The 26,966-nt window shown below is 68.8% G+C and carries 27 protein-coding genes and 1 pseudogene; 19 read left to right on the top strand and 9 right to left on the bottom strand.

What is annotated here, in order from left to right; genetic code table 11:
• Positions 1-145 precede the first annotated feature (145 nt).
• The 13 genes from BM228_RS27775 to BM228_RS27715 all read left to right on the top strand — a co-directional run bounded on the left by BM228_RS27775 (position 146) and on the right by BM228_RS27715 (position 8,256).
• The gene (locus tag BM228_RS27775) at positions 146-406 is read left to right on the top strand and encodes a GlsB/YeaQ/YmgE family stress response membrane protein (RefSeq protein WP_092045733.1); all 261 of its coding nucleotides are present in this window, start codon (positions 146-148) and stop codon (positions 404-406) included.
• 70 nt (positions 407-476) lie between these two features.
• Positions 477-1,433, top strand: coding sequence for a hemophore-related protein (locus BM228_RS27770; RefSeq protein WP_092045731.1), 957 nt, complete (start codon positions 477-479; stop codon positions 1,431-1,433).
• A gap of 2 nt (positions 1,434-1,435) precedes the next feature.
• Entirely contained in the window at positions 1,436-1,933 is a 498-nt protein-coding gene (locus BM228_RS27765) for a YsnF/AvaK domain-containing protein (RefSeq protein ID WP_244537337.1), read from the top strand.
• On the top strand, positions 1,930-2,820 hold the full coding sequence (locus tag BM228_RS27760) for a YsnF/AvaK domain-containing protein (RefSeq protein WP_092045727.1): 891 nt from the start codon (positions 1,930-1,932) through the stop codon (positions 2,818-2,820). The genes BM228_RS27765 and BM228_RS27760 overlap by 4 nt, the downstream gene beginning before the upstream one ends.
• A gap of 387 nt (positions 2,821-3,207) precedes the next feature.
• Positions 3,208-3,672: a YidB family protein gene (locus BM228_RS27755; protein ID WP_092045726.1), complete on the top strand. Its 465-nt coding sequence runs from the start codon at positions 3,208-3,210 to the stop codon at positions 3,670-3,672.
• A 112-nt stretch (positions 3,673-3,784) separates the two neighbouring features.
• Positions 3,785-3,976, top strand: a complete 192-nt coding sequence (locus BM228_RS27750; protein ID WP_092045724.1) for a hypothetical protein — start codon at positions 3,785-3,787, stop codon at positions 3,974-3,976.
• Positions 3,977-4,038: 62 nt separating this feature from the next.
• Complete coding sequence (locus tag BM228_RS27745) at positions 4,039-4,401, top strand: CsbD family protein (protein WP_092045723.1); 363 nt, start codon at positions 4,039-4,041, stop codon at positions 4,399-4,401.
• 45 nt (positions 4,402-4,446) lie between these two features.
• Positions 4,447-4,893: a hypothetical protein gene (locus BM228_RS27740; RefSeq protein WP_139234233.1), complete on the top strand. Its 447-nt coding sequence runs from the start codon at positions 4,447-4,449 to the stop codon at positions 4,891-4,893.
• Between the two features lie 126 nt (positions 4,894-5,019).
• Entirely contained in the window at positions 5,020-5,250 is a 231-nt protein-coding gene (locus tag BM228_RS27735; protein ID WP_244537336.1) for a hypothetical protein, read from the top strand.
• Between the two features lie 35 nt (positions 5,251-5,285).
• Positions 5,286-6,419 (top strand): coiled-coil domain-containing protein, encoded by a 1,134-nt coding sequence (locus tag BM228_RS27730; protein ID WP_092045719.1) that lies wholly within the window; start codon positions 5,286-5,288, stop codon positions 6,417-6,419.
• Positions 6,420-6,455: 36 nt separating this feature from the next.
• Positions 6,456-7,100, top strand: coding sequence for a hypothetical protein (locus BM228_RS27725; RefSeq protein ID WP_092045717.1), 645 nt, complete (start codon positions 6,456-6,458; stop codon positions 7,098-7,100).
• Positions 7,097-7,942: a transglutaminase-like domain-containing protein gene (locus BM228_RS27720; RefSeq protein ID WP_092045715.1), complete on the top strand. Its 846-nt coding sequence runs from the start codon at positions 7,097-7,099 to the stop codon at positions 7,940-7,942. The genes BM228_RS27725 and BM228_RS27720 overlap by 4 nt, the downstream gene beginning before the upstream one ends.
• A gap of 122 nt (positions 7,943-8,064) precedes the next feature.
• Complete coding sequence (locus tag BM228_RS27715; protein ID WP_092045713.1) at positions 8,065-8,256, top strand: hypothetical protein; 192 nt, start codon at positions 8,065-8,067, stop codon at positions 8,254-8,256.
• A 53-nt stretch (positions 8,257-8,309) separates the two neighbouring features.
• Here the strand turns inward: BM228_RS27715 and BM228_RS35600 are convergent.
• Positions 8,310-8,675, bottom strand: a pseudogene (locus BM228_RS35600) (DUF1236 domain-containing protein).
• A gap of 243 nt (positions 8,676-8,918) precedes the next feature.
• On the opposite strand from BM228_RS35600, the gene BM228_RS27705 reads away from it, so the two are divergent.
• The gene (locus BM228_RS27705) at positions 8,919-11,579 is read left to right on the top strand and encodes an MHYT domain-containing protein (RefSeq protein ID WP_092045711.1); all 2,661 of its coding nucleotides are present in this window, start codon (positions 8,919-8,921) and stop codon (positions 11,577-11,579) included.
• Positions 11,580-11,618: 39 nt separating this feature from the next.
• Here BM228_RS27705 and BM228_RS27700 read toward each other — a convergent pair whose 3' ends face one another.
• From BM228_RS27700 to BM228_RS27690, 3 genes are all read right to left on the bottom strand, one after another.
• A complete protein-coding gene (locus BM228_RS27700; protein ID WP_092045709.1) occupies positions 11,619-11,993 on the bottom strand; it encodes a response regulator in 375 nt (124 codons plus the stop codon).
• Positions 11,994-11,999: 6 nt separating this feature from the next.
• Positions 12,000-14,489 (bottom strand): GAF domain-containing protein, encoded by a 2,490-nt coding sequence (locus BM228_RS27695; RefSeq protein WP_092045707.1) that lies wholly within the window; start codon positions 14,487-14,489, stop codon positions 12,000-12,002.
• 105 nt (positions 14,490-14,594) lie between these two features.
• Positions 14,595-17,045: a PAS domain S-box protein gene (locus BM228_RS27690; RefSeq protein ID WP_092045705.1), complete on the bottom strand. Its 2,451-nt coding sequence runs from the start codon at positions 17,043-17,045 to the stop codon at positions 14,595-14,597.
• Positions 17,046-17,289: 244 nt separating this feature from the next.
• On the opposite strand from BM228_RS27690, the gene BM228_RS27685 reads away from it, so the two are divergent.
• Positions 17,290-18,336 (top strand): CorA family divalent cation transporter, encoded by a 1,047-nt coding sequence (locus tag BM228_RS27685; RefSeq protein WP_244537335.1) that lies wholly within the window; start codon positions 17,290-17,292, stop codon positions 18,334-18,336.
• Positions 18,337-18,438: 102 nt separating this feature from the next.
• On the opposite strand, the gene BM228_RS27680 is transcribed toward BM228_RS27685, so the two are convergent.
• Positions 18,439-18,645, bottom strand: coding sequence for a hypothetical protein (locus BM228_RS27680; protein ID WP_092045703.1), 207 nt, complete (start codon positions 18,643-18,645; stop codon positions 18,439-18,441).
• A gap of 381 nt (positions 18,646-19,026) precedes the next feature.
• Between BM228_RS27680 and BM228_RS27675 the strand changes: the two genes are divergently transcribed.
• Positions 19,027-19,185 (top strand): DUF3606 domain-containing protein, encoded by a 159-nt coding sequence (locus BM228_RS27675; RefSeq protein ID WP_092045701.1) that lies wholly within the window; start codon positions 19,027-19,029, stop codon positions 19,183-19,185.
• A 304-nt stretch (positions 19,186-19,489) separates the two neighbouring features.
• On the opposite strand, the gene BM228_RS27670 is transcribed toward BM228_RS27675, so the two are convergent.
• Positions 19,490-20,539: a LysR family transcriptional regulator gene (locus BM228_RS27670; RefSeq protein ID WP_244537334.1), complete on the bottom strand. Its 1,050-nt coding sequence runs from the start codon at positions 20,537-20,539 to the stop codon at positions 19,490-19,492.
• A gap of 17 nt (positions 20,540-20,556) precedes the next feature.
• On the opposite strand from BM228_RS27670, the gene BM228_RS27665 reads away from it, so the two are divergent.
• The 3 genes from BM228_RS27665 (at position 20,557) to BM228_RS27655 (ending at position 23,010) form a co-directional block, all read left to right on the top strand.
• Entirely contained in the window at positions 20,557-21,570 is a 1,014-nt protein-coding gene (locus BM228_RS27665) for a polysaccharide deacetylase family protein (protein ID WP_092045764.1), read from the top strand.
• Between the two features lie 162 nt (positions 21,571-21,732).
• Positions 21,733-22,443 (top strand): SDR family oxidoreductase, encoded by a 711-nt coding sequence (locus BM228_RS27660; RefSeq protein ID WP_092045697.1) that lies wholly within the window; start codon positions 21,733-21,735, stop codon positions 22,441-22,443.
• Positions 22,444-22,449: 6 nt separating this feature from the next.
• The gene (locus tag BM228_RS27655) at positions 22,450-23,010 is read left to right on the top strand and encodes an ester cyclase (protein ID WP_244537333.1); all 561 of its coding nucleotides are present in this window, start codon (positions 22,450-22,452) and stop codon (positions 23,008-23,010) included.
• A gap of 680 nt (positions 23,011-23,690) precedes the next feature.
• Here BM228_RS27655 and uvsE read toward each other — a convergent pair.
• The 3 genes from uvsE to BM228_RS27640 form a co-directional block, all read right to left on the bottom strand.
• Positions 23,691-24,797, bottom strand: coding sequence for a UV DNA damage repair endonuclease UvsE (uvsE, locus tag BM228_RS27650; RefSeq protein WP_244537332.1), 1,107 nt, complete (start codon positions 24,795-24,797; stop codon positions 23,691-23,693).
• Positions 24,715-25,935: a DHH family phosphoesterase gene (locus tag BM228_RS35595; RefSeq protein WP_244537331.1), complete on the bottom strand. Its 1,221-nt coding sequence runs from the start codon at positions 25,933-25,935 to the stop codon at positions 24,715-24,717. Before BM228_RS35595 ends, uvsE begins: the two co-directional genes overlap by 83 nt.
• Positions 25,936-26,696: 761 nt before the next feature.
• Positions 26,697-26,966, bottom strand: a 270-nt coding sequence (locus tag BM228_RS27640) for an integrase core domain-containing protein (RefSeq protein ID WP_139234232.1), incomplete at its 5' end; no start/stop codon positions are given.

Here is a 26,966-nt window from a genome sequence, read left to right as displayed (position 1 = left end):
TCCGACCGTCGAGCGGACGAACGCAGGCAAGTTCGGCGGTAGGCAACCGCTTAACCGCGACCGCCGTGACCGAGAGTAGCCCACACCCCATCCCTTCCCGCGTGGCCTCGGCACCGACCGACCGCGCATGCCCGGAGCCCGCCCCGTGTCCCTCCTCGCCTGGATCGTGCTCGGCCTGATCGCCGGCTTCATCGGCAGCAAGATCGTCAACAACACCGGCCAGGGGCTCGTCGTAGACATCCTGCTCGGCGTCGTCGGTGCCGTCGTCGGCGGCTTCCTGTTCAATCAGTTCGGCCAGCCAGGCGTGTCCGGGGTGAACCTCTACAGCCTGCTCGTCGCCGTCGTCGGCGCGGTGGTGGTGCTGTGGCTCTACCATGCCCTGATGGGCCGCCGTCGGGTCCTCTGATCCGGCACACTCCTTCCGCCGAACCCGGCCGAAGTCCGACCCGACCACTCCCGACGAAAGAGTTTCCCCGATGGCGTTGACACCGGACACCACCCGCGCGGCCTACGACCGCGACCTGCCGACCACCAGCCCGGCCACCCCGGCCGAGGACATGCGCACGATGGCGCTGCACTCCATCTCCTGGGGGGCGGTCATCGCCGGCGCGGTGATCGCGCTGGTCGCCCAGGTCATCCTCAACATGGTCGGGCTCGGCATCGGGCTCTCGACCGTCGATCCGGCCGGCAACGGCACCCCGACCACTGGCAGCCTCTCCTCGGGCGCCGGGATCTGGTTCGTGATCTCCGGCATCCTCGCCTCAACCGCTGGCGGCTGGCTCGCCGGGCGCCTGTCGGGCAAGCCTGCCAAGACCACCACGGCCTACCACGGGCTGATCGCCTGGGCGGTCTCGACCTTGGTCGTCATGTACCTGCTGTCCTCGGCGGTCGGCGGTATCGTCAGCGGCGCGTCGAGCGCGGTGTCGAGCACGCTCGGCGGCGCCGGCAACCTGATCGGCGGCTCGGTGAAGACCGCCGCGCAGGCCGCGGGCCCGTCGCTGCCGGGCATGGACAACCCGTTCTCGAACATCGAGAGCCAGGTTCGCGGCACGACCGGCAATGACCCCGAAGCCCTCAAGAATGCCGCCGTCAGCGCCATGCGCGCCGCGGTGACCGGCGACGCCGCCCAGCAGAAGGACGCCCAGGAGAAAGCCGCCCAGGCCCTTTCCAAGGCGCAGGGCATCCCGGTCGATCAGGCCCGGACCCAGGTCGCTCAATACGTGCAGCAGTTCAACGACACGGTCGCCAAGACCAAGGAGCAGGCCAAGCAGGCGGCCGACACCGCCGCCCGCGTCGGCTCGCAGGGGGCGCTCTACGGCGCCCTGGCGCTGATCCTCGGTGCGCTGGCCGCCTTCTTCGCCGGCCGCGGTGCAGCCGTCGACCCGGTGCTCACCCGCACCGCGCCCGCCGTCACCACGCAGCGCCGGGTCTGATCGTGGGGGACTCCGCCCCCGCCGAGCCGCATCCCTTCGGGGCACGGGACAATCAGGCGGCGGAGGTCGCCGTCGGTGAGGAGGCGGTCCTCCCGCTGATCGCCGAGACCGCCCGCATCGACAAGCGGGCGGTCGAGACCGGGCGGGTGCGGGTCACCACGCGCACCGAGACGGTCGAGGAGGTCCTGCGCGAGACCCTGCGTAGCGATCATGTTGGGGTCACCCGGGTGGCGATCAACCGGACCCTGGCCGAGGGCGAAGTGCCCCCGGTGGTCCGCGAGGAGAACGGGGTGACGATCATCCCGGTCCTGGAAGAGATCCTCGTCGTCGAGAAGCGCCTCGTCCTGCGGGAGGAGGTGCACGTCCGCCAGACCACGGCGGGCGAGGACGTCGAGATGCCGGTGACGCTGCGCAGGCAGCACGCCGTGATCGAACGCGTGTCCCCTGAGGGGCACGTCACGGCCCTGTCCCCTGCACCCCCATCGGAGATCGAACCATGACCCAGACCATCACCGCCATGTACGACACCTACACGGACGCGACCGCCGCGAAGGCCAAGCTTGTGGCCATCGGCATCCCCGAGGTCGGCGTCCGGATTCTGTCCGGCAGCGAGGCCGGCACGACGACCGGCGCCGCCACGACCCACGAGGGCGGCATGTGGGGCTCGCTGAAGGAGTTTTTCATGCCGGAGGAGGACCGCCACCTCCACGCCGAGGGACTGAACCGGGGCGGCACCATGCTGACCGCGACCGTCGAGGACGGGTACGCCGAGCGGACCTACGACATCCTGGAAGAGCACGGCTCGGTCGACATGGACGAGCGCGAGGCGTCCTGGCGCAAGGAGGGCTGGACTGGGCAGGCCGCAGGTGCACCGGTCATGGCAGCCACCCCCGTGGCCTCGACCGGGACCACCGGCCTCCAGGCAGCGGGCGCGACCGAGACCGTCGCGGCCCGGGGGACCGCGCAGGGCACCGACTATATCCCGGTGGTCGAGGAGCGCCTCAACGTCGGCAAGCGCATGGTCGACAGCGGTCGTGTCCGGGTGCGCTCCTACGCGGTCGAGAAGGACGTCATCGAGAACGTCACCCTGCACGACGAGACCGTACACGTCGACCGCCGCGTGGTCGACCGGGCGGTGACGCCGGGGGACATGGCCCTGTTCGAGGACAAAGTCATCGAGGCCACCGAGATGCGCGAGCAGGCGGTGGTCTCGAAGGAGGCCCGCGTCGTCGGCGAGGTCGCCATCCGCAAGGACGCGACCCAGCGCGTCGAGACCGTGACCGACAAGGTGCGCCACACCGAGGTCGAGGTCACTGACGAGCGCGGCAACGTCGAGCGCACCGGCACGGCCGGCACCACCGGGACCGCCACGCGCAAGCCGATCTGACCGCCGTGCCGGGAGGGAGCCCGCGGCCTCCTCCCGGCCAACGCACCGACCCTCAAGGCAAGCATCGAGCACGGCATCCGCCCCATGATCCGCATCACCCGCTTCCTCGCCCTCTCCTTCGTCATGGCGGCCGGCTCCGCCAATGCCCAGGGCGACGATGCCGCCACGGGCCATCTCCGGACGTTCTGCTCTGGGGACTAACTAAGCCTTTGCAACGGCATGGATCCGAAGGGGCCGGAGGTGGTGGCGTGCTTCCGCAGGAACATGGGCAAGCTCTCGCCAGGCTACCGGACCGCCATCGACGAATACAAGGCGTCCAAGGGAACCGGGCCGAGGTCCTGAGCCGCCCAGAACCCGTACCTCGCACACCCGAACGGGAGAACGAACATGAGTGACGGCTTTCCCTCCATGACCGCCCTGCTTGGCCTGCTCGCCGTGGCCGGGTTCCAGAACAAGGACAAGATCGCCGAGATGCTCGGCGGCGGTCATCCCGCCCCCGGAGCGGGGTCCGCGGCCGCTCCCGGTGAAGCCGGCCTCGGGGGCCTGCTCGGCAACATCGGCGGTGCGCTCGGCGGGGCCGGCGTCGGCAACGTGCTCGGCGGGGGGCTGGGTCAGCTGGTCGAGAGCTTCCGGCAAAACGGACATGGTGCCGCCGCCGATTCCTGGGTTAACCACGGTCCCAACCACGAGATCGCCCCGCCCCAGTTGCGACAGGCCATCGGTCCCGACGTCATGGACGCCCTGTCCCGCCAGACCGGGCTGTCGCACGACGAATTGCTTTCCAGGCTCTCTCGGGAGCTTCCCTCGGCGGTGGACCGCTACACCCCCGACGGCAGGCTGCCCGCCCTCTGAGGCGGCGCACCTGAGGACATCCCGCACGCCGGTCGGGATTCCTCCCGCCCGGACGCGCCGGTCGACACGACTGCAAAGAGCACCGTGACGGTGCCGCACGAGGAACACCACCATGGCCAAGACCGCGCACGCCGAGGCCGCCAAGCACCACGAGGCCGCCGCCAAGTCGCACAAGACGGCGGCCGAGCACCACGAAAAGGGCGACGAGGCGACCGCCGCCAAGCACTTGAAGGAGGCCCACGGCCACTCCGAGAAGGTGCACGAGAGCTCGACCAAGGCTCACGGCAAGAGCGCCGGGAAATAACCGCCCGGTCCAACCGCCGGACGCGCATCCCGCGCGTCCGGCACCCACCCAGGAGAAGAACCATGGACGAGAACCGCATTACCGGTGCCGCGAAGGAGTTCGGCGGCAAGGTACAGGGCAAGGCTGGGGAACTGACTGGCGACCGTGAGATCCAGGCCAAGGGCGCTGTCAACGAGGCCAAGGGTAACGTCGAGAACCTGTACGGGCAAGCCAAGGACACCGTGCGCGACGTGGCCGACCAAGCCGGCGATCTTGCGCAGGGCGCGCTGAAGCAGGGCCGCGACGCCTTCCCGGACGCCGAGCGCGCCTACCGTCAGGGCGCCGACACTGTGACGAGCTACGCAAAGGAGTCCCCGTTGATGATGGCGGCGATGGCCGGTGCGCTCGGCTACCTCCTCGCGATGGTCGTCCACGGTCGCCGCTAGGGCTGGCCCCCCTCCCGCATCGTCCCGCAGGTCCGGAGCAACACCATGAACGATCCCACCCGACCTGCGGGACGGCAATCCGCCGCCGACGGCCCGATGCAGGCGGCGCGCTTGTCGGCTAGCTTGGCCGACGCCTTGCGTGATCAGGCGGGCGGCTATGCCGACCGGCGCAAGACCGAGGCGGCCGGCTTCTTCTCCGAGCTCGCCCGCGCGCTGCGTTCGGGTGGCGGCGAACTCCACGGACAGACGCAGGCGAAGTCGTTCGTCCACACGGTCGCTGACAACCTCGACGCACTCTCGGGTCGGGTCGCGGGCCGCGGATGGCGCGAACTCTATCGCGATGCCGAGACGCTCTCACGGAGTAACCCAGTGGCGACGGCCCTGGTGGTGGGTGCGCTCGGGTACGGCGCCTTCCACGTCATGCGGGCCGGAAATGTCGAGGCCCGCAAGCCCCCCGGTGAGCCCAGGCAGGCGTGGGGCGGGTACCCATGAGTTCCGTACCGACGCCTACCTCTTCCCATGGCATTCCCTGATTGCTTGACGAGGCGCTTCGTGGGGCTGGTGACGTCTTGCGGGGCGAGATGGCCCGGTTCCGCCAGGATAGGGGACCCGGCCGACGTGTTCGTGTTCCACGAGCCGAACGAACCGTCGGGCGGAACGCCGTCGCGCATTGAGCTCCCGGCATTCCTCGGTTCCGGCATCGCCTCGCCCGAACGCCGGGCACCGCTCGCCATGCCCGGCCCCATCGTCGAAGCTGGCCATGGCAGTCCGACGGGCACCTCCCGCGGTCCCGAACCAGGCGCCGCCGGCGCGGCGCCGACGCCGGGCGAGGCCACCGACCCGACCTGACCTGACCCGCCACCCCTCGAACCCGAAGGACCGCCATGGCCATCGACTATCGCTCCGAGCTTCGCCGCCCGTTTCCGTTCAGTTTGGCCGTCGTTGCCGGTGTGCTGCTGCTCTGGCTGGTTGTTGCGTCCATCGCCGGCGCCATGCAGCGCAGCGCCAGGGACCACCGCATCGGCGAATTGGAGGGACAGCGGACGGCCCTTCAGACGGACCTTAGCCAACAGCGGTCCACCGCCGGAACCCTCGCGGCGCTGCAGGCGAGGATCGCCACGTCCGAGACCGAGGTAAAGCAGGCCACCCAGGCCAGCGAAGAGGCTAGGACGCAGGCAACCGGCCTCGCCGAGGAGCGGCAGGCGGCCGAACGGAATGCCGCCGAGGCGAAGGTGGCGTCCGATGCGGAGACGAACAGACTATCCGGCCTACAGGCGCAGGTGATCCAGGCCGAACAGAAGCTCGCCCCCCTGCGCGACGCGACCACCGCCGCGGAGAAGGCGGCCACAGCCCGAACCCAGGAACTCGCCGACGTCGGGCGCCGGGTCGAGGACGCCCGGCAGCAGGAGGCCAAGCTGCGCGCCGACATCGCCGCCATGGCGCAGGAGGCTAACGGAAAGACCGCAGACCTCACCCAGGCGGAGGAGCGCCAGCAGAAGGCCCGCGAGGGTGCGGCCACGGCGCAGAAGGAACTCGCCGACGCTCGCACCGCGGCCGAACTGGTGGCCAAGCAGCGCGTCGACCTGGAGCAGGCGGTCGCGGGCTTGACCACGAGCCGCGACAAGCTGGGTGCCGAGAATGAGTGGCTGTCCCAGCAGGTGCAGCAGGGGCGGCAGACGCTGGACGGCACACAGGGCGAACTGGCGACGGCCAAATCCGAACGCGACCGTGTCACCGCAGAGCGCGGCCAAGCCGAGCAGTCGGTTCAGAAGCTGACGTCGGATCGTGATGCCGCCGCCGCGGCGTTAAATGCGTTGCAGAAGCGGCAGGCCGACGCGCAGGGCCAGCTCGCGATGCTGACGGTGACGCTGTCCGCCAGGAACAGGGAGGCGGCGGACGTCGAGGAGAAGCTGCGCTCCGCCCGGGCTGAGCTCGCGGACGCACAGACGAAGTTGGTTGAGGCCCGCCAGCAACTCTCAACCCAGCCGGCGGCCGCGACGCCGGTGAAACCAGACTGAGGGCGGCAGGCAAAGGCGCGCCATACCTTCCACTTTATGGCCGGGGATACCTTCGGCGGCTTCTCGGAGGGCCACGTCTACTCCATCGCGCTCACCTGCCTGATGGCGTTCTACGGGCTCGCCCAGGTCGACCGCTCCCGCCGGGCCGGCATACCGGTCACCGACGCCCGCGGCGCCTCGGTCGACGTCGGCAGCGGGGTCGGGGCGTTCTGGATCCACATGGGCTCCTATTGCCTCGTCGGCTATCTCCTCCTCCATCGCGAGGCGACGGGCCCCGCCGTCCTGGCCTTCCTCACGGTGGCCATGGCGCTTCCCTTCGTCGTCACACACCACGGCCTGGACGATGACCACGAGGACGCCTACCGCAGGATCGGACACTGGGTCCTGGTCGTCGCCGTCGTCGCGGGTTTCGTCGGTGCGGCCACGGCGGTCTCGGACGCGGCCATCGCTGCCCTGACGGCCCTTCCTCGGCGGCGTGATCCTCAACGTCCTCAAAGAAGAGGCGCCGAGCGAGCAGCAAAGCCGATTCCGGACCTTAACGTTCGGGGCCGCCGGGTCTTCCGCGTGGCTACTCACGCCTTGGATGGCCTCGCCCGGGCGGGGCACGGCACATGCAAGCATCGCCGGACGCCGCCGAAGCGAATGGGACGGCGAACCTCCCAACAACGGGGACGAACATGAGGATCAGGGGCGGATACACCATCGGCTACGACACGTTCGGTCCGACGCCGATCATCTACCAGTTGAACGTCCACCCGTCCCGCGCCCACGACCTGCTGACCCCGGACGCGCTGCGGCCCGATCCACCGGTGCCGATGCGGACCTACACGGACGGGTTCGGCAACACCTGCGTTCGCCTCGTCTCCCCAGGCGGGCGGATGACGGTCTCGGCCAACTTCCTGATCGCCGACAGCGGCGAGCCGGACGCTTACGTGCCGGATGCGCGCCAGATTCCGGTTCAGGACCTCCCGGACGACGTGCTCGTCTACCTGCTGGCCTCGCGATACTGCGACACCGACAAGCTCGCCGGCACGGCCTGGTCCCTGTTCGGCGGCGTCCCCGAGGGCTGGGGACGGGTTCAGGCCATCATCACCTGGGCGCACGAACGCATCCAGTTCGACTACCAGCTCGCCGACGCGACGCGCTCTGCCTTCGACGGGTACCACCAGCGGGTCGGCGTCTGCCGCGACTTCGCCCACCTCGCCGTCACCCTGTGCCGGTGCATGAACATCCCGGCACGGTACTGCACCGGCTACCTCGGCGACATCGGCGTGCCCGTGGACCCCAACCCGATGGACTTCTCCGCGTGGTTCGAGGTCTACCTGACAGGCCCGGAAGGGCCGCGCTGGTACACGTTCGACGCGCGCCACGACGCTCGGCGGATCGGGCGGGTCGTCATCGCCCGCGGTCGCGACGCGACCGACGTCGCCATCTCGACGAGCTTCGGTACGGCGTTGCTTGCCCAATTCGACGTCCACACCCTGGAGGTCGCCGACGACTTCGTGCTTCAGCCCCTGGGCTGACGTTTTCATGCCGCGAGGGTGAGATGCCGACCTGTGAGTGGTGGGCGTTCCGCATCGGTCGTGCCGTCGCGGACCGAAGCTCCGACCTGGGCCATGAAGAGGTTCGTTCGGAGAGGCGAACCATGACCGACACGAACGTGCCCCGAGCCATCGACGTCGAGGCATCCATCGCTCGCTGGCGCTTGACCCTCGCCAGGTTCGCGGACAACGACAACGACTCGCTTGGCATGCGGGCCGGTGCCATGGTCGCGATGATGCGTCTGCCACTCGCCGCGACGGCCGCCCTCGCGGCCTGCCTCCGATTCCTGCCTTGAGCCACGCCCCGGAGTGACCCGGGCACGTTGGCCCGGGGCGTTCCCTCGCGTTGCTAAGTGGAGACCTCGACGATGCGGCCGCTGCCACGCTCGACCAGTACGGTGCGGCCGTCGATGACGGTGTAGGGTGCCAGCGGGCGCCGTACTCCTCCGGGACGTCGTGGTAGCTCACGCCGGCCGACGGCAGGACCGTACGGACACGGACGTCGCCGTCGTAGGCGAAGGAGGCGCGGCGCTCGCCGCGGACGGAGGTGCAGAAGCGCCGGCGGTCGTCGACGCCGAGGATGCCGTTGACGGTGCCGGTGGCCGCGCCGCGCGCCGTTGGCACCCTCATGCGCACCGCGCACGAGGCTTTGCGCCCGGGCGACGGCTGGGAGCGGGGGGAGGGCCGCCGCTGCGAGAACGGACTTGGCGTTCAAGGAATCCCCCTGATGCCAATCGCGGCCGGAGGATGCCGCTCGACGCGATGCCTTCGATGCCGGGACGTCCGTCCCGACCGCTCCGGGATACGGGGTACGATGCGGGCGGATGGCTGTGGGACCATCGATTGTGCCGGCACCCTTTCAGGTGGCTGATCGAGCACCGTCTTCACGAATGGGCGATTGCCGCTGTACCGCTGTGTTTTCGTGCGATGGTTCCGCGGGACCCCAACCGGAAGTCACATGGTCCATACCGGCTACGATCCTTCCTTCGTCGCGCTCTCCGTCGTCATCGCGGTGTTCTCCTCCTACACCGCCCTCGATCTCGGCGCCCGGGTCCGCGGCCGGGACGCAGGCCCGCGCTGGGCCTGGGGGGGCGGCGCCGCGGTCGCCATGGGCGGCGGCATCTGGGCGATGCACTTCGTCGGCATGCTCGCCTTCGAGATGGGCATGTCCGCCGCCTACGACCTCGGGCTTACCTTGCTGTCCCTGGCCATCGCGGTCGGATCGACGGCCGCGGGCTTCGCCTGGGTCTGGCGCCGCGGGACCGCCGCCGCGTCCCTCCTGGTCGCGGGCCCGCTCATGGGCGCGGGCGTCGCGGCGATGCACTACACCGGCATGGGAGCGATGCGGGTGCCGGGCAACCTCGCCTACGACCCCGCCATCGTTGCGGTGTCCGTCGCCATCGCCGTCACGGCCGCGACCGTCGCCCTATGGCTGACGTTCCGCCGGAACAAGCCCTGGCAGAAGTTCGCCGCGGCGTGCGTCATGGGCCTGGCGGTCGCCGGGATGCACTACACCGGCATGGCGGCCGCGACGTTCACCGCCGAGGAGGCGGGCGCCCACGCCGCGCACGCGACCGCGCTCGGCGTCAACCAGCAGAACCTGGCCCTCGCGGTGGCGGGGGTGACCTTCGTCATCCTGTTCCTGGCGATGATGGCCGGCTCGCTCGACCAGCGCCGGGTCCAGCGCCGCCTGCACGTGAGCGAGGAACGCTTCCGCTCGGCGGTTCGGGCGGTGGACGGGGTGATGTGGACGGCCGACGCCACCGGCAACCTCGTCGAGGAGCAGCCCGGCTGGGAGCAGATCTCGGGGCAGACCTTCGCCGAGTACCGCGGCGGCGGCTGGACGGCCGCGATCCACCCCGAGGACCTGGCGGAGACGCGCCGGGTTTGGGAGGCGGCGGTCCGGGGCGGGACGCCGTATGGGGTCGAGCACCGGGTCCGGTCGCCGAACGGCGCCTGGCGGTACCATTCGGTGCGCGCCGTGCCGGTGCGCGACGCCGACGGTGCGGTCCGGGAATGGGTCGGGGTCCATGCGGACGTCACCGAGCGCCGGGCGTTCGAGAAGGCGCTGAGGGAGGCCCGCGACGCCGCCGAGGAGCACAGCCGCGCCAAGAGCCGTTTCCTGGCCAACATGAGCCACGAGTTGCGCACGCCGCTGTCGGCGGTGATCGGCTACTCCGAGATGCTTGAGGAGGAGGCGGAGGAGCTCGGCCAGGACAGCCTTCTGAAGGACCTCGGCAAGATCAAGTCGAACGCCCAGCACCTGCTCGGGCTGATCAACGACGTGCTCGACCTGTCCAAGGTCGAGGCCGAGAAGATGGAGCTCTACCCCGAGGACATCGACGTCGCCGGCTTCGTCACGGACGCCGCCGGCACCGTGGAGGCGCTGGTCGCCAAGAAGGGCAACGTCCTCGTCTTGGACGTGGCCGATGACGTCGGCCGGGCGCGCACGGACGCGACCAAGCTGCGCCAGTGCGTTTTCAACCTGCTGTCGAACGCCGCCAAGTTCACCGAGTCCGGCACCATCACGCTGAGGACCGCCCGCGACGTCGACCCGGCCGGCGACTGGCTCTGGTTCGCCGTGGAGGACACCGGCATCGGCATGAACGCGGAGCAGGTCGGGCGGCTGTTCGAGCGGTTCACGCAAGCAGACGAGAGCACGACGCGCACCTACGGCGGGACCGGCCTCGGGCTGGCGCTGAGCCGCGCCTTCGCCCAGCTGCTCGGCGGCGACATCACCGTCGAGAGCGTCGAGGGCCAGGGGACGAGCTTCACCCTGCGCGTCCCGGCAGAGGCCCCCGGGCAGGCCGTCGAGGCGGCACCGGCGGCTCCCGAGAACCAGACGACGGGAGGGGACCTCGTGCTGGTCATCGATGACGAGGCCAACCAGCGCGAGCTGATGACCCGGTTCCTCGAACGCCAACGGTTCGCCGTTCGCACCGCCGGGGACGGGCGTACCGGGCTCGACCTCGCACGGTCGCTCAAGCCCCGCGCGATCCTGCTCGACGTGATGATGCCCGAGATGGACGGCTGGTCGGTGCTGGCCGCCCTGAAGGCCGACCCCGAGACCGCAGCCATCCCTGTGGTCATGGTCAGCTTCGTCGCCGACGCGGCGCTGAGCGCCTCACTCGGTGCGGTCGAGGCCGTGCCCAAGCCCGTCGACTGGACGCGGCTGCGCAAGATTCTGGACCAGTTCCGGGCGGCCGACGGCGACGTGCTCGTGGTCGACGACGACGCCGACATGCGCCACCGCTTAAAGACCGTGCTGGAGCGCAACGGCTGGAGCGTCCGCGAGGCCGGGGATGGCAGCGAGGCCCTCGAACAGGTCCGGCACGGGGTGCCGCGCCTCGTGTTGCTCGACCTGACCATGCCCGTGATGGACGGGTTCTCTTTCCTCGACCGGCTTCGGGGCCTGCCAGGATGCGCCGAGGTCCCGGTGGTGGTGCTGAGTGCCCGGGACGTCACCGCCGCGGAGCGCGACCGCCTGTCGGAGGCCGACCGGGTCCTGCGAAAGGGCGACGCCAGCCTGCAGGACATCGCCACCGAGCTGCGCAAGCTCGACAACCGCCAGACGGACGCCGCGGAAACGGGCGAGGCGGAGGAGCCGTCGCGGGTCTGATGGTCTTGCACCGGAAGGCCGCCAAGCCGGGGGGCTGGATCAGGCCGCGAACTTCTGGATGGCCGCCACGATCCTGCGGCGATCGAACGGTTTGCCCAGGACGATGCCGCGTTCGGGGATCTGCGAGGCGTCCCAGGGCTGCGACGAGACCATCAGCAACTCGATGGGCGGCCAGCGGTCGCGGATCGACAGGGCCAACTCCATGCCGGCGGTCGACCCGCGCATGTCGAGGTCGGTGAACACCGTGCGGATGTCGGGGCGCGTCTCCAGGATGCGGATGGCCTCGGCGACGCTATCGGCCTCGATGGCCTCGCAACCCGCGTTCTCGACGAAGTCGACCAGGGACAGCATCAGGATCGGGTCGTCCTCGACGACGAGGACCAGAGCGTGTTCGGGGCGGCGCGTCTCGGTCATCGTGGGTCAATGCACGGGGATCTGGATGTCGGTCAGGGGCGCACGGAACTCGGCGCGCAGCCCGGAATGACCATACTCGAGGTCCGCGTTGCGGGTTCCCACCAAACCCATGCGGATCAGCTTCGAACCGAATCCGCCGCGGCCGTTGGGGGCCGTGACGCTCGGCCCCCCGCTCTCCGTCCAGTCGAGCACGAGCGTCGGCGCCGTGCCCTGCTCGGTCCGCCAAGCGATGCGCACGCTGCCCGCCTTCGCCGACAACGCGCCGTACTTCAACGCGTTGGTGGCGAGCTCGTGCAGCAGCAACGTCAGGGACAGGGCCGCCTGCGGGCTGATGTCTATGTCGGGGCCGTCGAGGGCGAAGCGGTCGAGGTCTGCCTGCAGGCCGAGCACGCTCTCCATGACCGACCGCATCCGGGCCGCCGCCCAACTCTTCTGCATCAGGACGTCGTGCGCGCGCGACAGCGCCAGCACCCGGCGCTCGAACGCCTCGACCGGCTCGCGCTCGGTGACGCTTCGAAGGGTCTGCGTGGCGATGGACTGGACGACCGTCAGCGTGTTCTTCAGGCGGTGGACGAGCTCGGTGTTCAGCACGGCCTGGAGTTCCTCCGCGCGGACCCGTGCGACGCCGACCTCAAGCCGGTCGGCGACGTTGCGCAGGAAGGCGAGCTCCTCGCCCGCCCAGGTCCGTGGCTTGACGTCGTGGACGATGAAGGCCGCCACGGTGCGCCCGCGCTCGCGCACCGGCATGTTGACCAAGGCGCCGACGGCGATGGCCCTCATCGGCCCCGGGTCGTCCCGCGTGCGCGGGTCGGTGGCGACATCGTCGATCACGAGCGGTTCGCCGCGCCTGAGCGAGCCTCGAAGGTCGCCGTAGTCGTCGAAGCGGTGCCGTCCGGCGATGCTCGCGATGCCCGGGGCGGTCCAGTCCGGTTCGATCTCGATGGCCTCGACGTCACCCTCGATCCGGCCGAACCCGGCGCGGGTCGCACCCAGCGTCCGGCCGACGATCTCGGCGGCGGCCCGGGTCATGTCCGCCGTCGTGGTCAGGTCGCGCAGGCGGTCGCCGAGGGTCAGGAGCGCGGACCGGCGGTCCTCGGCCTCGACGCGCTGGGTGACCTCCAGGAAGATGACCCCGAAGCGGTTCGCGTCGAGCCTGAATGCGCGGCCCTCGTACCATCGGCTGATCGTCTCGATGCGTCGGGTGAAGTTGGCCACCTCGCCGGTCTCGACCACCTGTGCGAACTCGTCGATCCACTCCTCCTCGATGTCCGGGATGACTTCGCGGACGGACCGGCCGACCACCGTCTTCGGATCGATGCCGAGAAGGTCGCCCCAGGCCGGATTGACCTCGACGTAGGTCCAGTCGATCACCCGCCCGCGCTCGTCCCTGACGACCTCGCCGACGACGAACCCCTCGCTCAGGCGGTCGAACAGGCCGCGCCAGTAGTCATCCTTCTCGCAAGTCTCGGCCCGCGCCGACGCCTCGGTCAGCCCGGCGGTCGCCGCGCTGGTGAACAGGCCTACGATGTCGAGGTCGCCCTGCGTGAACGCGTCCGTCCGCGCCGACTGGAGCTTGAGCACGCCGAGCACGCCGTCGCCGCCCAGGATCGGCGCCAACGCCGCCGAGCCCAGGCCGAGCGTCCCGGCCAGGCCGCGGTCGACGTGCGGGTCGCTGCCCGCGTCCCTCACGAGGTACGGTTCGCGTGTCCGGGCGCATCGGCCGGCCCCGCTGGCCGCCAGCGGGACGCGTTGGCCGCGGTGGGCCGCCAAGGAGCCGAGGACGGCGCGGTATTCGAGGTGGTCGCCGTCGAGGAGCGCGATCACGCCGCCATCCGCCGCCGGAACGGCCGATATCGCCCCGGCGACGACGGCCCGCAAAACCGCATCGAGGTCGCCGCCGGCGGCGGCGATCCGTGCCTGCGAATCGCGCAGAGCCTCACGGACCTGGTAGGCGCGTTGCTCCTCCGCACGGGCGATATCGCGGCTCGTCACCGCCCGACGGAGCTCCATCTGCGTGACGACCTGGCGCGCCAATGCCTTGAGGTTCTCGGCCTGGGCCACGGTCAGTCCCCCGGGCCGGACCACCTTGTCGATGACGCACAGGCTGCCCAGGACATGGCCGTCGGGTGTGACCAGCGGCGCGCCGGCGTAGAACCGGATGAACGGCTCGCCCGTCACCAGCGGATTGGCCCGGGTGCGCGGGTCCACCGTCAGGTCGGGGATGACCAGCACGGCGTCGGGTTGCGCCAGGGCGTGGGCGCAGATCGAGCTGTCCAGGTCGGTCTCGCAATGCGGGAACCCGACCCGGGCCTTGAACCACTGCCGGTCGCCGGCGACCAAGCTGACGAGGGACACCGGGACCTGGCACAGGTGGCAGGCCAACTGGACGATGTCGTCGAAGCCCCACTCGGTCGGGGTGTCGAGGATGGCGTAGCTCATCAGGGCGCTGAGGCGGTCGGCGTCGTCGACGATGTTCGGGATCGGATGGCTATTCATCGCCGGGAGTCTCTTCACGTCGATTGAATATCCCACTCGAACCCTTCCGTCAGCCATCGGGATGTCGGGGTGGTGCGGAATGTCGAACGCACACGCCGGGGGACGTCATCCGTCCGTGACTGGGACCGGGACGCTACCCGTGCGTGGGACGGCTCGCCCCACGGCCCTCCGGAGGACGCGTGACAGTTCCTCGACAGAATAGGGCTTGCGCAGGAGCTCGAACCCGTTGGTCCCCTGCGCCGCGAGCACCTCGCTGTAACCGGAGGCCAGCACGACCGGGAGGCCCGGTTGCCGGCGCCGGATCTCGCAGGCTAGGTCGACCCCGTTCATCCCGGGCATCACCACGTCGGAGAACACGACCTCGAACCGATAGGGGATGCGTTCGAGCTCGGCGAGCGCCTTCTCGGCGTCGGTCGCCCAGACGGCGCTGTAGCCGAGTTCCTCCAGGGCCTGCGCCGCGAAGGCCCCGACCTCCGGGTTGTCCTCCACCAGCAGGACGCAGGTCCCGTGCCCGTCGGCCAACGGCGCGGGCTCTTCGACCTTCTTGCCGGCGACCGCGACGGCGGCGGCGCGCGGAAGGTAGACGGTGAAGGTGGTCCCCTCGCCGAGGCGGCTCTCGGCGACGACCTCGCCGCCGGACTGCTTGGCGAACCCGAACACCTGGGACAGTCCGAGGCCCGTGCCCTGGCCGACGCCCTTCGTGGTGAAGAACGGCTCGAAGATGCGGTCGAGCACGTCCGGGGCGATCCCGGTGCCGGTGTCCGTCACGGAGACCGCGACGAAGTCCCCGCGGTGGGCGGCGTGCCCCCGGACGATGGGCACTTGGTCGACGGACCGTATACGGATGGTGATCCGGCCTTCGCCGGACATCGCGTCCCGCGCATTGACGACCATGTTGACCAGGGCCGTGTCGAACTGGCTCGGGTCGGCATCGATGAGGCAGGGGGTTTCCCGGCCCCCGGCATCGTGGAACGGCTCGACGCGGGTCTCGACATGGATGCGCGCACCGGTGAGCGTGCGCACCATGTCGGAGACCGCGGCGACGCCGCGGCCGACGTCGAAGACCTCCGGTCGGAGCGCCTGGCGCCGGGCGAAGGCGAGCAACTGACCCGTCAGCCTCGCGGCCCGGTCGACGGTATCCGAGATGGCGTCGACGTAGCGGGTCCGGCGCTCCTCCGCGAGGTTCGGACGTTTGAGGAGGTCGGTCGACGACTTGATGACCGTCAGCAGGTTGTTGAAGTCGTGCGCGACGCCTCCGGTCAACTGCCCGACCGCCTCGAGCTTCTGGGACTGGCGGAGCTGCTCCTCCAGGGCCTTGCGCTCGGTGACGTCCCGGCCGGCCGCGTAGAAATGGTCGCCGCGCGGGATCGCATACCAGGACAGCCAGCGGAAACCGCCGTCGCGCGTCCGCATCCGCACGTCGATGTCGTCGAGCACGATGCCGTTCACGAGGTCCATGAACACCGCCTGCACGGAGGCGAGGTCTTTGGGATGGATGAACGCGTCGAACGTCGCTCCGACGAGCTCGTCCTCGGACCAACCGAGCATCTCGGTCCAGGCCGGGTTCACCGTCCGGTAGCGGCCGTCGAAGCCGCAGACCAGGAACAGGTCGCGGCTCGTGCGCCAGACCATGTCGCGCTCGTCCGTCCGGTCACGGGCGGTGTCCTCCAGGACCCGCTCGGCCTCGCGCCGCTCGGTGATGTCGTTGAACAGGATGGCGACCCGCCGCCGGGCCGGCTCGCCGATGCGCAGGGCGTGGACATCGAACCACCGGCCCATCGCCACCGCGCCGCTCTCGAAGCGCGTCGGACGGCCCGTTAGGGCGACCTCGCCGTAGATGTCCTTCCAGGCCTGTTCCAGGCCGGGGATGACCTGGCTCACCCAGCGCCCCGCGACATCCCGCAAGCCGGTGTGGCCCTCGAACGCCGGGTTGACCTCGACGAAGCGATAATCGACCGCCCGACCGGACGCATCGTAGCGCATCTCGACGATGCAGAAGCCCGCGTCCACAGCTTCGAACAGGGCGCGGTAGCGTGCCTCGCTGTCGGCGAGGCGTTCCTCCTCGGTGCGGAACCGAGTGACGTCGAGTTGGCTCGCGAAGAAGTAGCGCAGGCGTCCGTCCGGATCGAACACCGGGCTGACGTAAAGCTCGTTGCGGAACGGGGTGCCGTCGCGGTGGTAGTTCACGATTTCCACGACCACGTCGCGCCGCGCCGCGATGGCGTCCCGGACCTTGGTGACGTCTGTCGGATCCGTGTCCGGCCCCTGCAGGAACCGGCAGTTCCGTCCGATCAGCTCCTCGGCTCCGTAACCGCACAGTTCCTGAAACGCGCGGTTGGCGAAGACGATCGGGTTGTCGGGCAGGTTCGGATCGGTGACGATCTGCGGCATGCGGGTCTTCTCCGCCGCCGTGAACAGCAGGTCGGTCCCGGCGGCGGAGGTGCGCTCGTTGCCCGTCGGCGCATGAACATGCCCCTCGTTCCGCCCGCGCAGGCGTCTGATCTCCGCCTTCGCCTTGGCGAGTTGCCGACGCAGAATTTCGTTCTCCGATTGCATGCCGTCCGATCCGACTGGGCGCACCGAGCCTGGCTGCCGGTCCCACAACGGCCCTGGAGGCCTACGGCTCCCGCCAACCTACCGGCGGATCGGCAACCGACGCCTGTCGATGCCGACATCGACCATGCGCGAAGCCCTCGGCGTCGTCGAGCACTGCCGAACACTCGAAGGGCATGAACGCCGGAGTCGTTCCTGGGTTCTCGTCGGCCCGCTGTCACCGGGCCGATCATTGATTGGATCACCCATGAAGCCGTTGGATACCAGCGCCACGCCCTTGACCACGACGGATATCGCGGGACCGGCCCGGCCGGGCGAACCGCTCTGGGCCATGGCGTTCGACGCGGATGGGCGGGGGCGAGCCGTCCCGGCGGCGGAGGTGGTGGCTGACCTCGGCACGTTCGGCGGCGGGTTTATCTGGCTGCACTACGACCTCGAAGTAGCGGATCTCGCGGGGCCGGCGGGCGAAGGCAGGTTCGGTCCCACCCGGCTCGCCACCGCCGTGTTTGCCCGTGACGAGCACCAGCGCGTCACGGTCGAGGCTGGCCACGTCGGGGGCGTCGTCGCCGACCTCGCCCGCCCGGGCGCGAAACCGGCCCCGGCCGGCAGGCTCCATTTCGTCATGGGACCGCGAGGCTTGGTCAGCGGCCGCCGCGGACCGGCGGAGAGCCCGGACGCGACCCGCGCCGCGGTCGAGGGCGGTGACACCGTCGCCTCGCCGACCTTGCTCCTCGAGACCCTCGTCGGGCACGTCGTGTCGGCGATGGCCACCACCGGGCAACGGCTCTCCGACGCGCTCGACGGGATCGAGGACCACATCCTCGACGGACGGCCCCGCGACGACCGGCGACGGCTCGGGCCGGTTCGCCGCAACGCGGTGCGCCTGCACCGGCAGATCGCCGGCCTCGCCGCCGTGTTCCACCGGCTCGAGGCGGACGGGGCTACGGACGACGTCCACGGACCCGCGGTCGCGGCCGCAGCGCGCCTGGCGCAGCGCCTCGACGCGCTCGACCGCGACATGACCCTGCAGGCGGAGCGTGCGCGTTTGCTGCAGGAGGAGGTCTCCGAGCGCATCGGGGAGGCGACCAACCGGCAGCTCTACGTCCTCTCGGTCCTGTCGGCGCTGTTCCTGCCGCCGACCTTCATCACAGGCCTGTTCGGGATGAACGTGAAGGGGCTGCCCTTGGGCGACGATCCACGCGGTTTCCTCGCCGTGTGCGGCCTTGGCCTCGCCTCGGCCGTCCTGGCCTTCGCGGTCATCCGCCTGCTCGGCATCCGTCCGCCCAGGGGGTGAGCACACCTGCCGCGACCGATCGGACCGTGAGGGGGGGGGCTCCTCAGGGTCGTATCGCAAGCCAGCGGTTGTCTGAACGCTCGTGAGCGGCGCTCGGACCGGTCAGGCTGCATCGGGCTGACGGATTGCGGCGCACGGTCGTTGGTCACCGCGCTCGCAATCCCGTGCGAGCAGCACGGCGACCAGTTCTGCCAGGCGCGACGGCAGGTCCGCGTTCTCGGGGGGCACCATTCGCCTCGACAGCACCAGGGCGACCTCGGTGAGGGCCGGTGGGGCCTCGCCATCGTGGCGATGATTGCAATGGATCATGGCTGCGGCCTTCGCGAACGCGGATCATCCGAAGGGCGCGGCCGACGAAACGTTCGATGTGGTGGATATGAGGAAGAAGATCGCCAAGCGTCGTTGGTTGCATTCCTTCCCGGACGCGATTTCGGATGGATTTCCATCCGAGAGGAAAGCGAGGGCGCGCGGGCCGGGCGGGCTCCGGTCGTGGCAACGCCTCGGTTCTCCAAGTTCCGTCCCGATATCGACCTGCATACCGGCCAGACGCCTCCATTCGTCGGATCATCCGCGGAAACTGTGCATGACCGGCGGAACGCGTCTGTTCGGGTCGCAACACGGAAGCCGAGGTCGCGTTGATCCAAGAGTCGACGGCGCTCCTTCGGGACGCAGGTCAGGGAGCGAACACCGATGGCCACCGACACCGAACGCACGCACCTCGACATCCACGACCGGTCCAGCCGCGAGGCCTACGCCAGGCTTTTCGGGATCAGCGAGGAGCAGCTCCGCAAGGCCGTACGCCTCGTGGGCAGCCGCGTCAGCACGCTGCGTGGCCACCTCCGGCGCTGAGGCCGCGGCCGCTTACGGCATGCGGGTGGGGGCGAAGCCGAAAAGTCCGGTCCCGCGTTTTTAGACCATTCAACATGGTGCAGTCTGGCCGAGAGCGGCCTGTGCGCTTCGGAGGAAGTCGGTCGGAAAATCGGACTGGCGCCTATCGACTTTATCCAGCCACCGGGAATGCCGTTTGCGTTTCTCCGGAGTGGTCGTTCGTCTGCCGTCCACCAAACTCGGCTTGGGGTGGGATGCGGTAGTTGACCCATCGCTCGCAAGCGGATGTTCCGCCTGCCACCCAAACTCGCCGAAGCAGCGTGTATTAAGATCTTCCGAAAGCGGACGTTCGTTCCGCTATTGCTTCGGCAAAAGTACGCGCCGCAGAACTCGGATGAGGCGTGGAACGTGTGCTCTTATTACCAAGCGTTTCGGCGACATGGTGTTCGAGTGTTTCGAGCAGGACGCGTGTCTTGAGCGGCAGGTTACGGCCAGTAGGATAGAGCGCGACGACCGGCGCGTCGCCTCCGTCCCACCTCGGCAGCACCCGTTCAAGCCGCCCGGCCGACAGGTCCGCAGCGACATCGACCTGCGACTTCAGCATGATGCCAAGCCCGGCCAAACCCCAATCGTGCACGGCGTCCCCGTCGTCGACCCGCAGCCGCCCGGTCGCCGCGAGGTTGGCTGCGACGCCGTCAGGCCCTCTAAGTCGCCACGGCTCGGCGGAAGAGCCGTAACGCAGGAAGGTATGCCTGGCCGCCTCTTCCGGCGTCTCAGGGCGACCAGCGGCGTCGAGATAGGCAGGCGACGCCACTAGGATACGGCAGTTGTCGGCAAGCTTGCGCATCATCGCCGAGCTATCGGCCAAGCCGCCGATGCGGATCGCCACGTCGAGCCCCTCGCCGACGAGGTCTACCAGACGGTCGTCGAGTTCGAGACAGACCGCAAGGCGCGGGTAGCGGCGGGCCAAGTCTCCGATCACCGGCGCGACGCAGCGGCGCCCGAAGGCGATGGGCGCACTCACCCGAAGGGTGCCGGCCGGCTCATCGCGGGCACCGGCAAGCCGCTCCTCTCCGCTCTCGATGGCCTCCAACGCGCGCTCGACATCGATCAGGAGACGGGATCCCTCCTCGGTCGGGCTGAGGGCGCGGGTCGTCCGATGGATCAGTCGGACGCCGACCCGCCTTTCGAGGGTCGCCAGACGCTTGCTGACGACGGCCAGGGTGACACCGAGCCGCCGCGCCGCCGCGGACAGGCTGCCCTCGGCAAGGATCGCCCGGAATGTCCGCAACTCGTTGAGGTCATCGAGCATTGCATTCTCAACTGCAGGACGAGGTATCCTCGCATCATCGCAGGCTACTCGACCGCCGTGCAATGCTCGATTTTCATTACATGACGAACGCAGCTCACCCCTTCACCCGCCGGGCGCTGCTCGGCAGCGGACTCGCCGCGGCGGCGGCGTCCGCGCTGCCATCGTCCATCCACGCGCGGGAGTTCACGGAGCCGACCATGGCCGACGACAACACTTTCTGGCCCAACGGCGCCTGCCTCGCGGTCAGCTTCTCGCTGATGTTCGAGGCTGGCGGCCAACCGATCTCGGGGGCGGGAGGCGTCATTCCCGATCCGATCGAGCACGGCTTGCCGGACCTGCCAACCAACGCCTTCTTCCAGTATGGCGTCTACGAGGGCATCCCGCGCCTCCTCGACCTGTTCGACCGGCATCAGGTCAAAGTATCGTCCTTCATGATCGGCCGGGCCGTCGAGAAGGCTCCCGACCTCGCGAAGGAGATCGTCCGGCGTGGCCACGAAGCCGCAGCCCACGGACGGACCTGGGAGAACAGCTACTTCCTAGACCCAGAGGCAGAGCGGCGCTTCATCGCCGACAGCGTGGAAGCAATCGAGAAGGCGACGGGACACCGGCCAGTGGGCTGGAACGCCTACTGGATGCGTAACTCGCCCCGTACCCTCGACATCCTGCAGGGGCTCGGCTTCCGCTACCACATCGACGAGCCGAGCCGGGACGAGCCGTTCATCGTCACCCTTAAGAGCGGCGACTTCGTCACGGTGCCCTACACGTTCCACATGAACGACATCGTGTCGTTCCCCTTCCAGGGCTGGAACCCGGCGGCCTACGAGCAGGCGCTTAAGGACGAGTTCGACCAGCTCTACGAGGAGGGCGCGCACCGGCGGCGCATGATGGTTGTGTCCCTGCACGATCGCATCTCCGGCCATGCCAACCGGGTGCGCGTGCTCGACCGGTTCCTCGCCTACGCCCGCTCGAAGCCCGGCGTGTGGTTTGCCCGCAAGGACGAGATCGCCGACTGGGCGCTGAAGGCGCGGGCCGACACGCCGGTCTACGACCGTGGGGCACCGACCGTAAGCGGCCTGCCGGGCTCGGCATCCTGAGCGGCCGTCGTTCACGACGTGCCGAGCCGAGCGATCGCGGCCGAGCCACAGCCGTGTCGGGGGCCGTGCTGCGCCCTGATCGGGGCCTTCCACAGGGCCGACGAACTCAAGACGGACTCCCACGGCTGAGCCGTCGGTCCGAATGCCGAAAGGAGAGATTCCATGACCAACGACCTCATAGACCAACGCGTCCTCGTCGTGGGCGCCGGGGGCGGCATCGGCCGGGCGACGGCGGAAGCGTTCGCACGAGCGGGCGCCCGCGTCTTGGCGGCGGGACGGCCGGGGGCGAGCTTGGACGCCGCCGCGCAGGCCGCCAAGGGAGAGTTCGCCGCTCTGGACTTCACCGACGATACGGCTGTCGACGCGTTCTTCGCGGGCCGCGAGCCGTTCGACCATATCGTCGTGGCAGCGGCCTCGACGAAGACCGGACCGGTCGGAGTGCTGCCTCTGGCCGAGGCCCGCGCCTCGATGGACTCGAAGTTCTTCGGCGCCTACCGGATCGCCCGGTCGGCGAAGATCCGCGACGGCGGCTCGCTCACCTTCGTCTCGGGTTTCCTCTCGACTAGGCCGAGCGCGACCTCGGTGCTCCAGGGTGCGATCAACGCCGCGCTCGAAGCCCTCGGCCGTGGGCTCGCCCTGGAACGTGCACCGGTTCGGGTGAACACGGTCTCTCCCGGCTTGATCGACACTCCGCTCCATGCGGGGCTGAGTTCAGAGGGGCGGCAGACGATGTTCGAGGGCGCAGCGAAGCGGTTGCCCGCACGGCGCGTCGGCCAGCCCGAGGACATCGCCCAGGCCATCCTCTTCGTCGCCACCAATCCCTACGTGACCGGCACCACAGTGACGGTGGATGGCGGCGGCACGATCGCGTGAGCAGGAATGACCATGCGTATCGCGCCCGCCATCCTGTCGCTGCTCGCGCTCTCCACCCCGGCCCTCGCCGCGCAGGTCGATGACCGCGCCGCCGTCGCGCTCGCCAAGCCACAGGAATTGATCGTCGATACAGGTCTGCATGCCGCAACCGTGGCGGCGATGCTGACGCCGGTCGATGCCTTCTACGGCTTCTGGACCAATGGCAGCCAGACACCGCTAGACCAAGCGATCGGCCCGAATGTCACTGATCGCACGCCGCCGCCCGGTCGGCGACCGGGACCAAGCGGACCGGCCGCTGCGGGCAAGGCATTTCTCGCTGCCGTGCCCGACCTGACGGTGATGGTGGTGCAACGGATCGTAGCCGGCGATCGTGTGGTAAGCCACTTGCGCTTCACCGGCCATTTCACGGACCGCTTCTCGGGCGTCGAAGGCAAAGGCCAGGCGATCGAGTTCATCGCCACCGACATTCTGCGCGTGGCGGGCGGGCGCATCACCGACAACCGGCACTTGGAGGATAACCTGACTTTCCTCCGTCAAGCTGGTCTTCTGCCGAAGGCGGGCGACTGATCGAGGCCCGGTAAAGGGATTGCACTCGGGCTTCTGTGATGGACTGTCGCAAGGCGGCTCCGCCAGCGTCCATGATGAACGCGTCTGAACCATAAGCGCCATTCGACGGTGAGCTGGGCGCAGCTCGTCCGCTTCTTCAACGGCCGCCTGATAGCTGACCGACCGTCATCCACCGCCCCCGTGTGAAAACGAGTGCGCATGACGGAATTGTACAACAATCGTCTACGCGGCAGGCATGCGGCCCCGCTTAAGGTCTTTTTTGATGCGGTTTGGTCCCTATTGCAAGGATGCCTAAGTAGCTTTCTGGAAAATCCTTGTACCGCTTCGGCATTTTCACGCCCCCTCCACCCATCTCGGACACTCCGGCGAGCGCATCGTGCCTACCGGATCTGGCAGAAAGCTGTCAGTCTGCTTCGAAGAAGACGCACCAAAAAAGCAAACGGCCTTGCACCAACCTACGTCAGCCATTCAGTGCTCTGTAACGGATGCCCCTAAACAGAGGTTCGATGAGTCATCGCGGGGCCGCTGAAGCAGCCAAAAGAAAACAACCTAACCCCCGCCGCCCAAATTATTCGATGGAAATCAATCTCTGTCATTGTCGTGACCGAAGTGTAATGGAAACTTCAGCATTGTCGGGCGGCTCATGGTAATGGAGGTGGCATAGATCAAGCCGCGGGATGTCATTCAGCGGCTTCCACCCGTCCTTCGTCAACATCAGTCTCCTCATCTGCATCTACGTCGTCATCCAGCTGCTTCTCGTCGTCCATCGCCTCTTCGGCCGTGATGCCGAACCGCGCGGCGACGTCGGGGGCGAAGCGGAGAAGGTCGGGACGCAGACGCAGCAGGCTGAGGTCCTTGGACTTGCCTTCCAGCATCACGTCGAACACCAATCCCTCGGCCATCCGCATGAACGTCGCGAACTCGAACGGGTTGGTGAAGTCGGCATGGCCCGTCCAGATCGGCGGCCGCAGGACCGTCTTGACCCGTGCCGTCGCCTTGATCGGCGCCTTCAGCAACTCCTTCGACTTGCCCCTGGCCTTCCCGGCCTTGGCCGCCTCCCGTTGCTTGGGGGTGACCTTCTGCTTGATCTCGCGCAGCTCGGTGCGGGGCGAGGAGAAGTGCATCTTCGGACGGACCCCGGCGGGCCACGTCGCGAGGAACCGCTCGAAGGTCTCGCGGATGTCGAGCCGTTCGGGGTTGAGGCACCAGAAGTGCTGGTAGTCGAAGATCAGCCGCACCCCGGTTCGCTCGTGGATCCAAAGCACGTCCGCCGCGGAGAAGCGCAGGTCGTCGTTCTCCAGTACGAGCCGGCGCCTCACGTGCTCGGGGAATAGGTTCCAGCCCTCGATCCAACGCGCCCGGCTTGCCTCGTGGTCGTCGTAGACGCCGCCGACATGGGTGATCATGACGGCCTCGTCGTCCAACCCCATCCGATCCAGCATCTCGGCCTGGCTGGAGAGGTCCCAGATGCTCTTCCTGGTCAGCTCGGGATTGGGGGCGTTCAGCAAGACGTACTGCGAGGGATGGAACGATAGGCGAATGTCGTAGTCCCGAGCCTTGGCGCCGAAAGCGCGCAACTCGGCGTTGCTCTCCGCCACCATGCTGTGGAACTGGGGCATGTCCGGATGGGTCGCGTAGGGCGCTATGTCCGACGACATCCGGTACATGTCGAGGTTCTTGGACCTGAGGTAGTCCAGGACGTGGTCAAGCAATTCGAGAAAGCACTTGAGGTGCGGATCCTTCTGCCAGCGCCGGGTGTCCTGGGACTTCAGGTCCGGCCGACCCATGACCTTGACCGGGAAGCCCAGCCGCAAGGGGCGCTCGTTGCCGTTCATGCGTCCACCTGTGCCCGGGGAACCCGAGTCCCCGGATGAAGCCGTTCCAATCGGCATTCCTCAACGCCCCGCCCGTCGCCTGGGCGTGACCGTTGCCATAACGTCCGTCCGCGTTGTCCGGGCGATGCTCGGCCAGGAAGGCGATGAGGTCGCGCCCGTTTGCCGACCGCGCCGCGAAGTGGACCCATCCGGGGCGATAGCCGACGTTCGCCGCGATCACGACCTTGTCCTTGAGCCGGCCCCGCCACTGCTGCGCGACCAGGGGATGGATCTGGCACGGCGAGTCTAGTGAGATCAGCGCCACGTCGCCGCCGACCACGGGCGGTACCCGCTTAGCGATGTCCATAGCCGCCCGAACCTCGGCCTTCGCCGCATGAAGGGCCAGCGCGTCCGCATCGTCACCCTTCGTGATGCGCTTGGGGCCGTCCGATGCCAGCAGGAGACGAAGCGCCGGGCCGGAATCCGCGGCGGCGGTCCGGCGAGGGGCGTTGACCAGCGACGTGGCGTCCCGCAGTGCCGTCTTCCCCCAGCGGGACTGAGCTTCGGCGATCTCGGGGAAGTCGAGTCCCTCCGCCATGTCACCGATGAGCCCCACCGCCGCCAGCCAAAGGTGGTCCGCCTGATCGCCCAGGGCAGCAGACGCCCACCAGGCGAGCAGGGCCGTGGTCGGCTCCGGATCGAGACCGTTTCCACTGATGGTGACGGCGCCGTTCGGTTCACCGGTCGGGACGTGATGGTCGATGACGAGGGTCGGGCAGCTGGGCAGGACCGGGTCAGGCCGAGTGCCGAGATCGGCGACGATCAGCGCGCCGGGGCTCCGGGCAGCGATCCGGTCGGTGACCTCCGGATCCCACGGCGACTCGCCTTTGCCGATGACGAGGGTTTCAGCAGACATACCGGCCTTCCGCAAGGCCTTGACCAGGATGGCGGCCGCGGTCAGGCCATCGGCATCGAAATGGCTGACGATCAGGACAGGCGCACCAGGTTTGAAGGTGGCGAGCACAGCCGTCATCGCTTCCCGCGCAGCCGCGCGCACGTCGCTGTTTGACGACAGGCTTCCGATTACGTGGCTCCCCGCCGTTTTCACCATCGATCACGTCACTTTCATCGCGCTTATGGACGTCCCGACCTCGTCCATGCAGGTCGGCAAGATGCGTCGTCCGACCCTGCCAACGTGTGAGCCACTAATCCGATGACGGGCACGAGCGGAAAAAACTTGTGCAAGGGTTCCGCGCGAAGGAGGGGGGTAGACAGGTGGACGAGCGGCTGCAGAGTGTTGTTTGGTATCGCAATCGCCGCCGGATCGCGGATGCCCCAGGGTGAAGGATGTCAGGTTCGGCGGCAGGCAAGCACTGGAGGCCTTGACGAACATGACGCGTCCGAGTTGCCGGTTTCCGGCGAACTGCGATGCCGCGGGTCGGGGCGGACCCTGCCGTCGCTGCGACGCGGCGGCGATTGCTGAACGCGCCGTCAGCCTCCGCGAGCGTATCGCCGCAAACCGTGCGGAAGGGCGGTCCCCATATGCCAGACGTCCGCCCGACCCGAACCCGGATGCGCACGCCCCGGGCTCAGCGCAGGCGGCGGGATCGGACGCGAACCAAGCGGGAGCAAGACGTTCCCCAGTCGACCGTCGAGCGTCAATCGTGACACATCGGCCTTGATCCCAAGGACGCGAGCGGCGGCTTCAGGATCGCGAAAGGCCTACGGGAGCCAGCACCTGCCTGACCGCGGCGGCGAGGTCGTCCAGGCTCAGTTGGCCCTTGCGGATGATCCGATCCGCCTGCCCGGCGAGGCGCTTGCGATCCTCGCCGCTTGACCTGACCGGTATTTTGGACCGAGCCAGTTGCGAGGTTACTGCATGGTAGCGGCCATGGGTAGCCGGAATGCCAGATCCGGGTAGCTGACGGGCGCGGGCGGCCGATAGCCCAGCGACGAATGCGGTCGGATGCAGTTGTACGTGGTTTGCCATAGACCGATGACGATCTGCGCCTCCTTCAGCGAGTAGAATATCTCCTGGCGTAGGCACTCGTCCCGAAGTTTGCCGTTGAAGCTCTCACAGTACCCGTTCTCCCACGGCGATCCTGGCGCGATGTACTGGATCTGTGGCCCCGTCTTGGCGAC

It is taken from the genome of Methylobacterium pseudosasicola, assembly GCF_900114535.1.
Taxonomy (GTDB): Bacteria; Pseudomonadota; Alphaproteobacteria; order Rhizobiales; family Beijerinckiaceae; genus Methylobacterium; species Methylobacterium pseudosasicola.
This window is presented reverse-complemented; position numbering and strand designations above follow the sequence as displayed.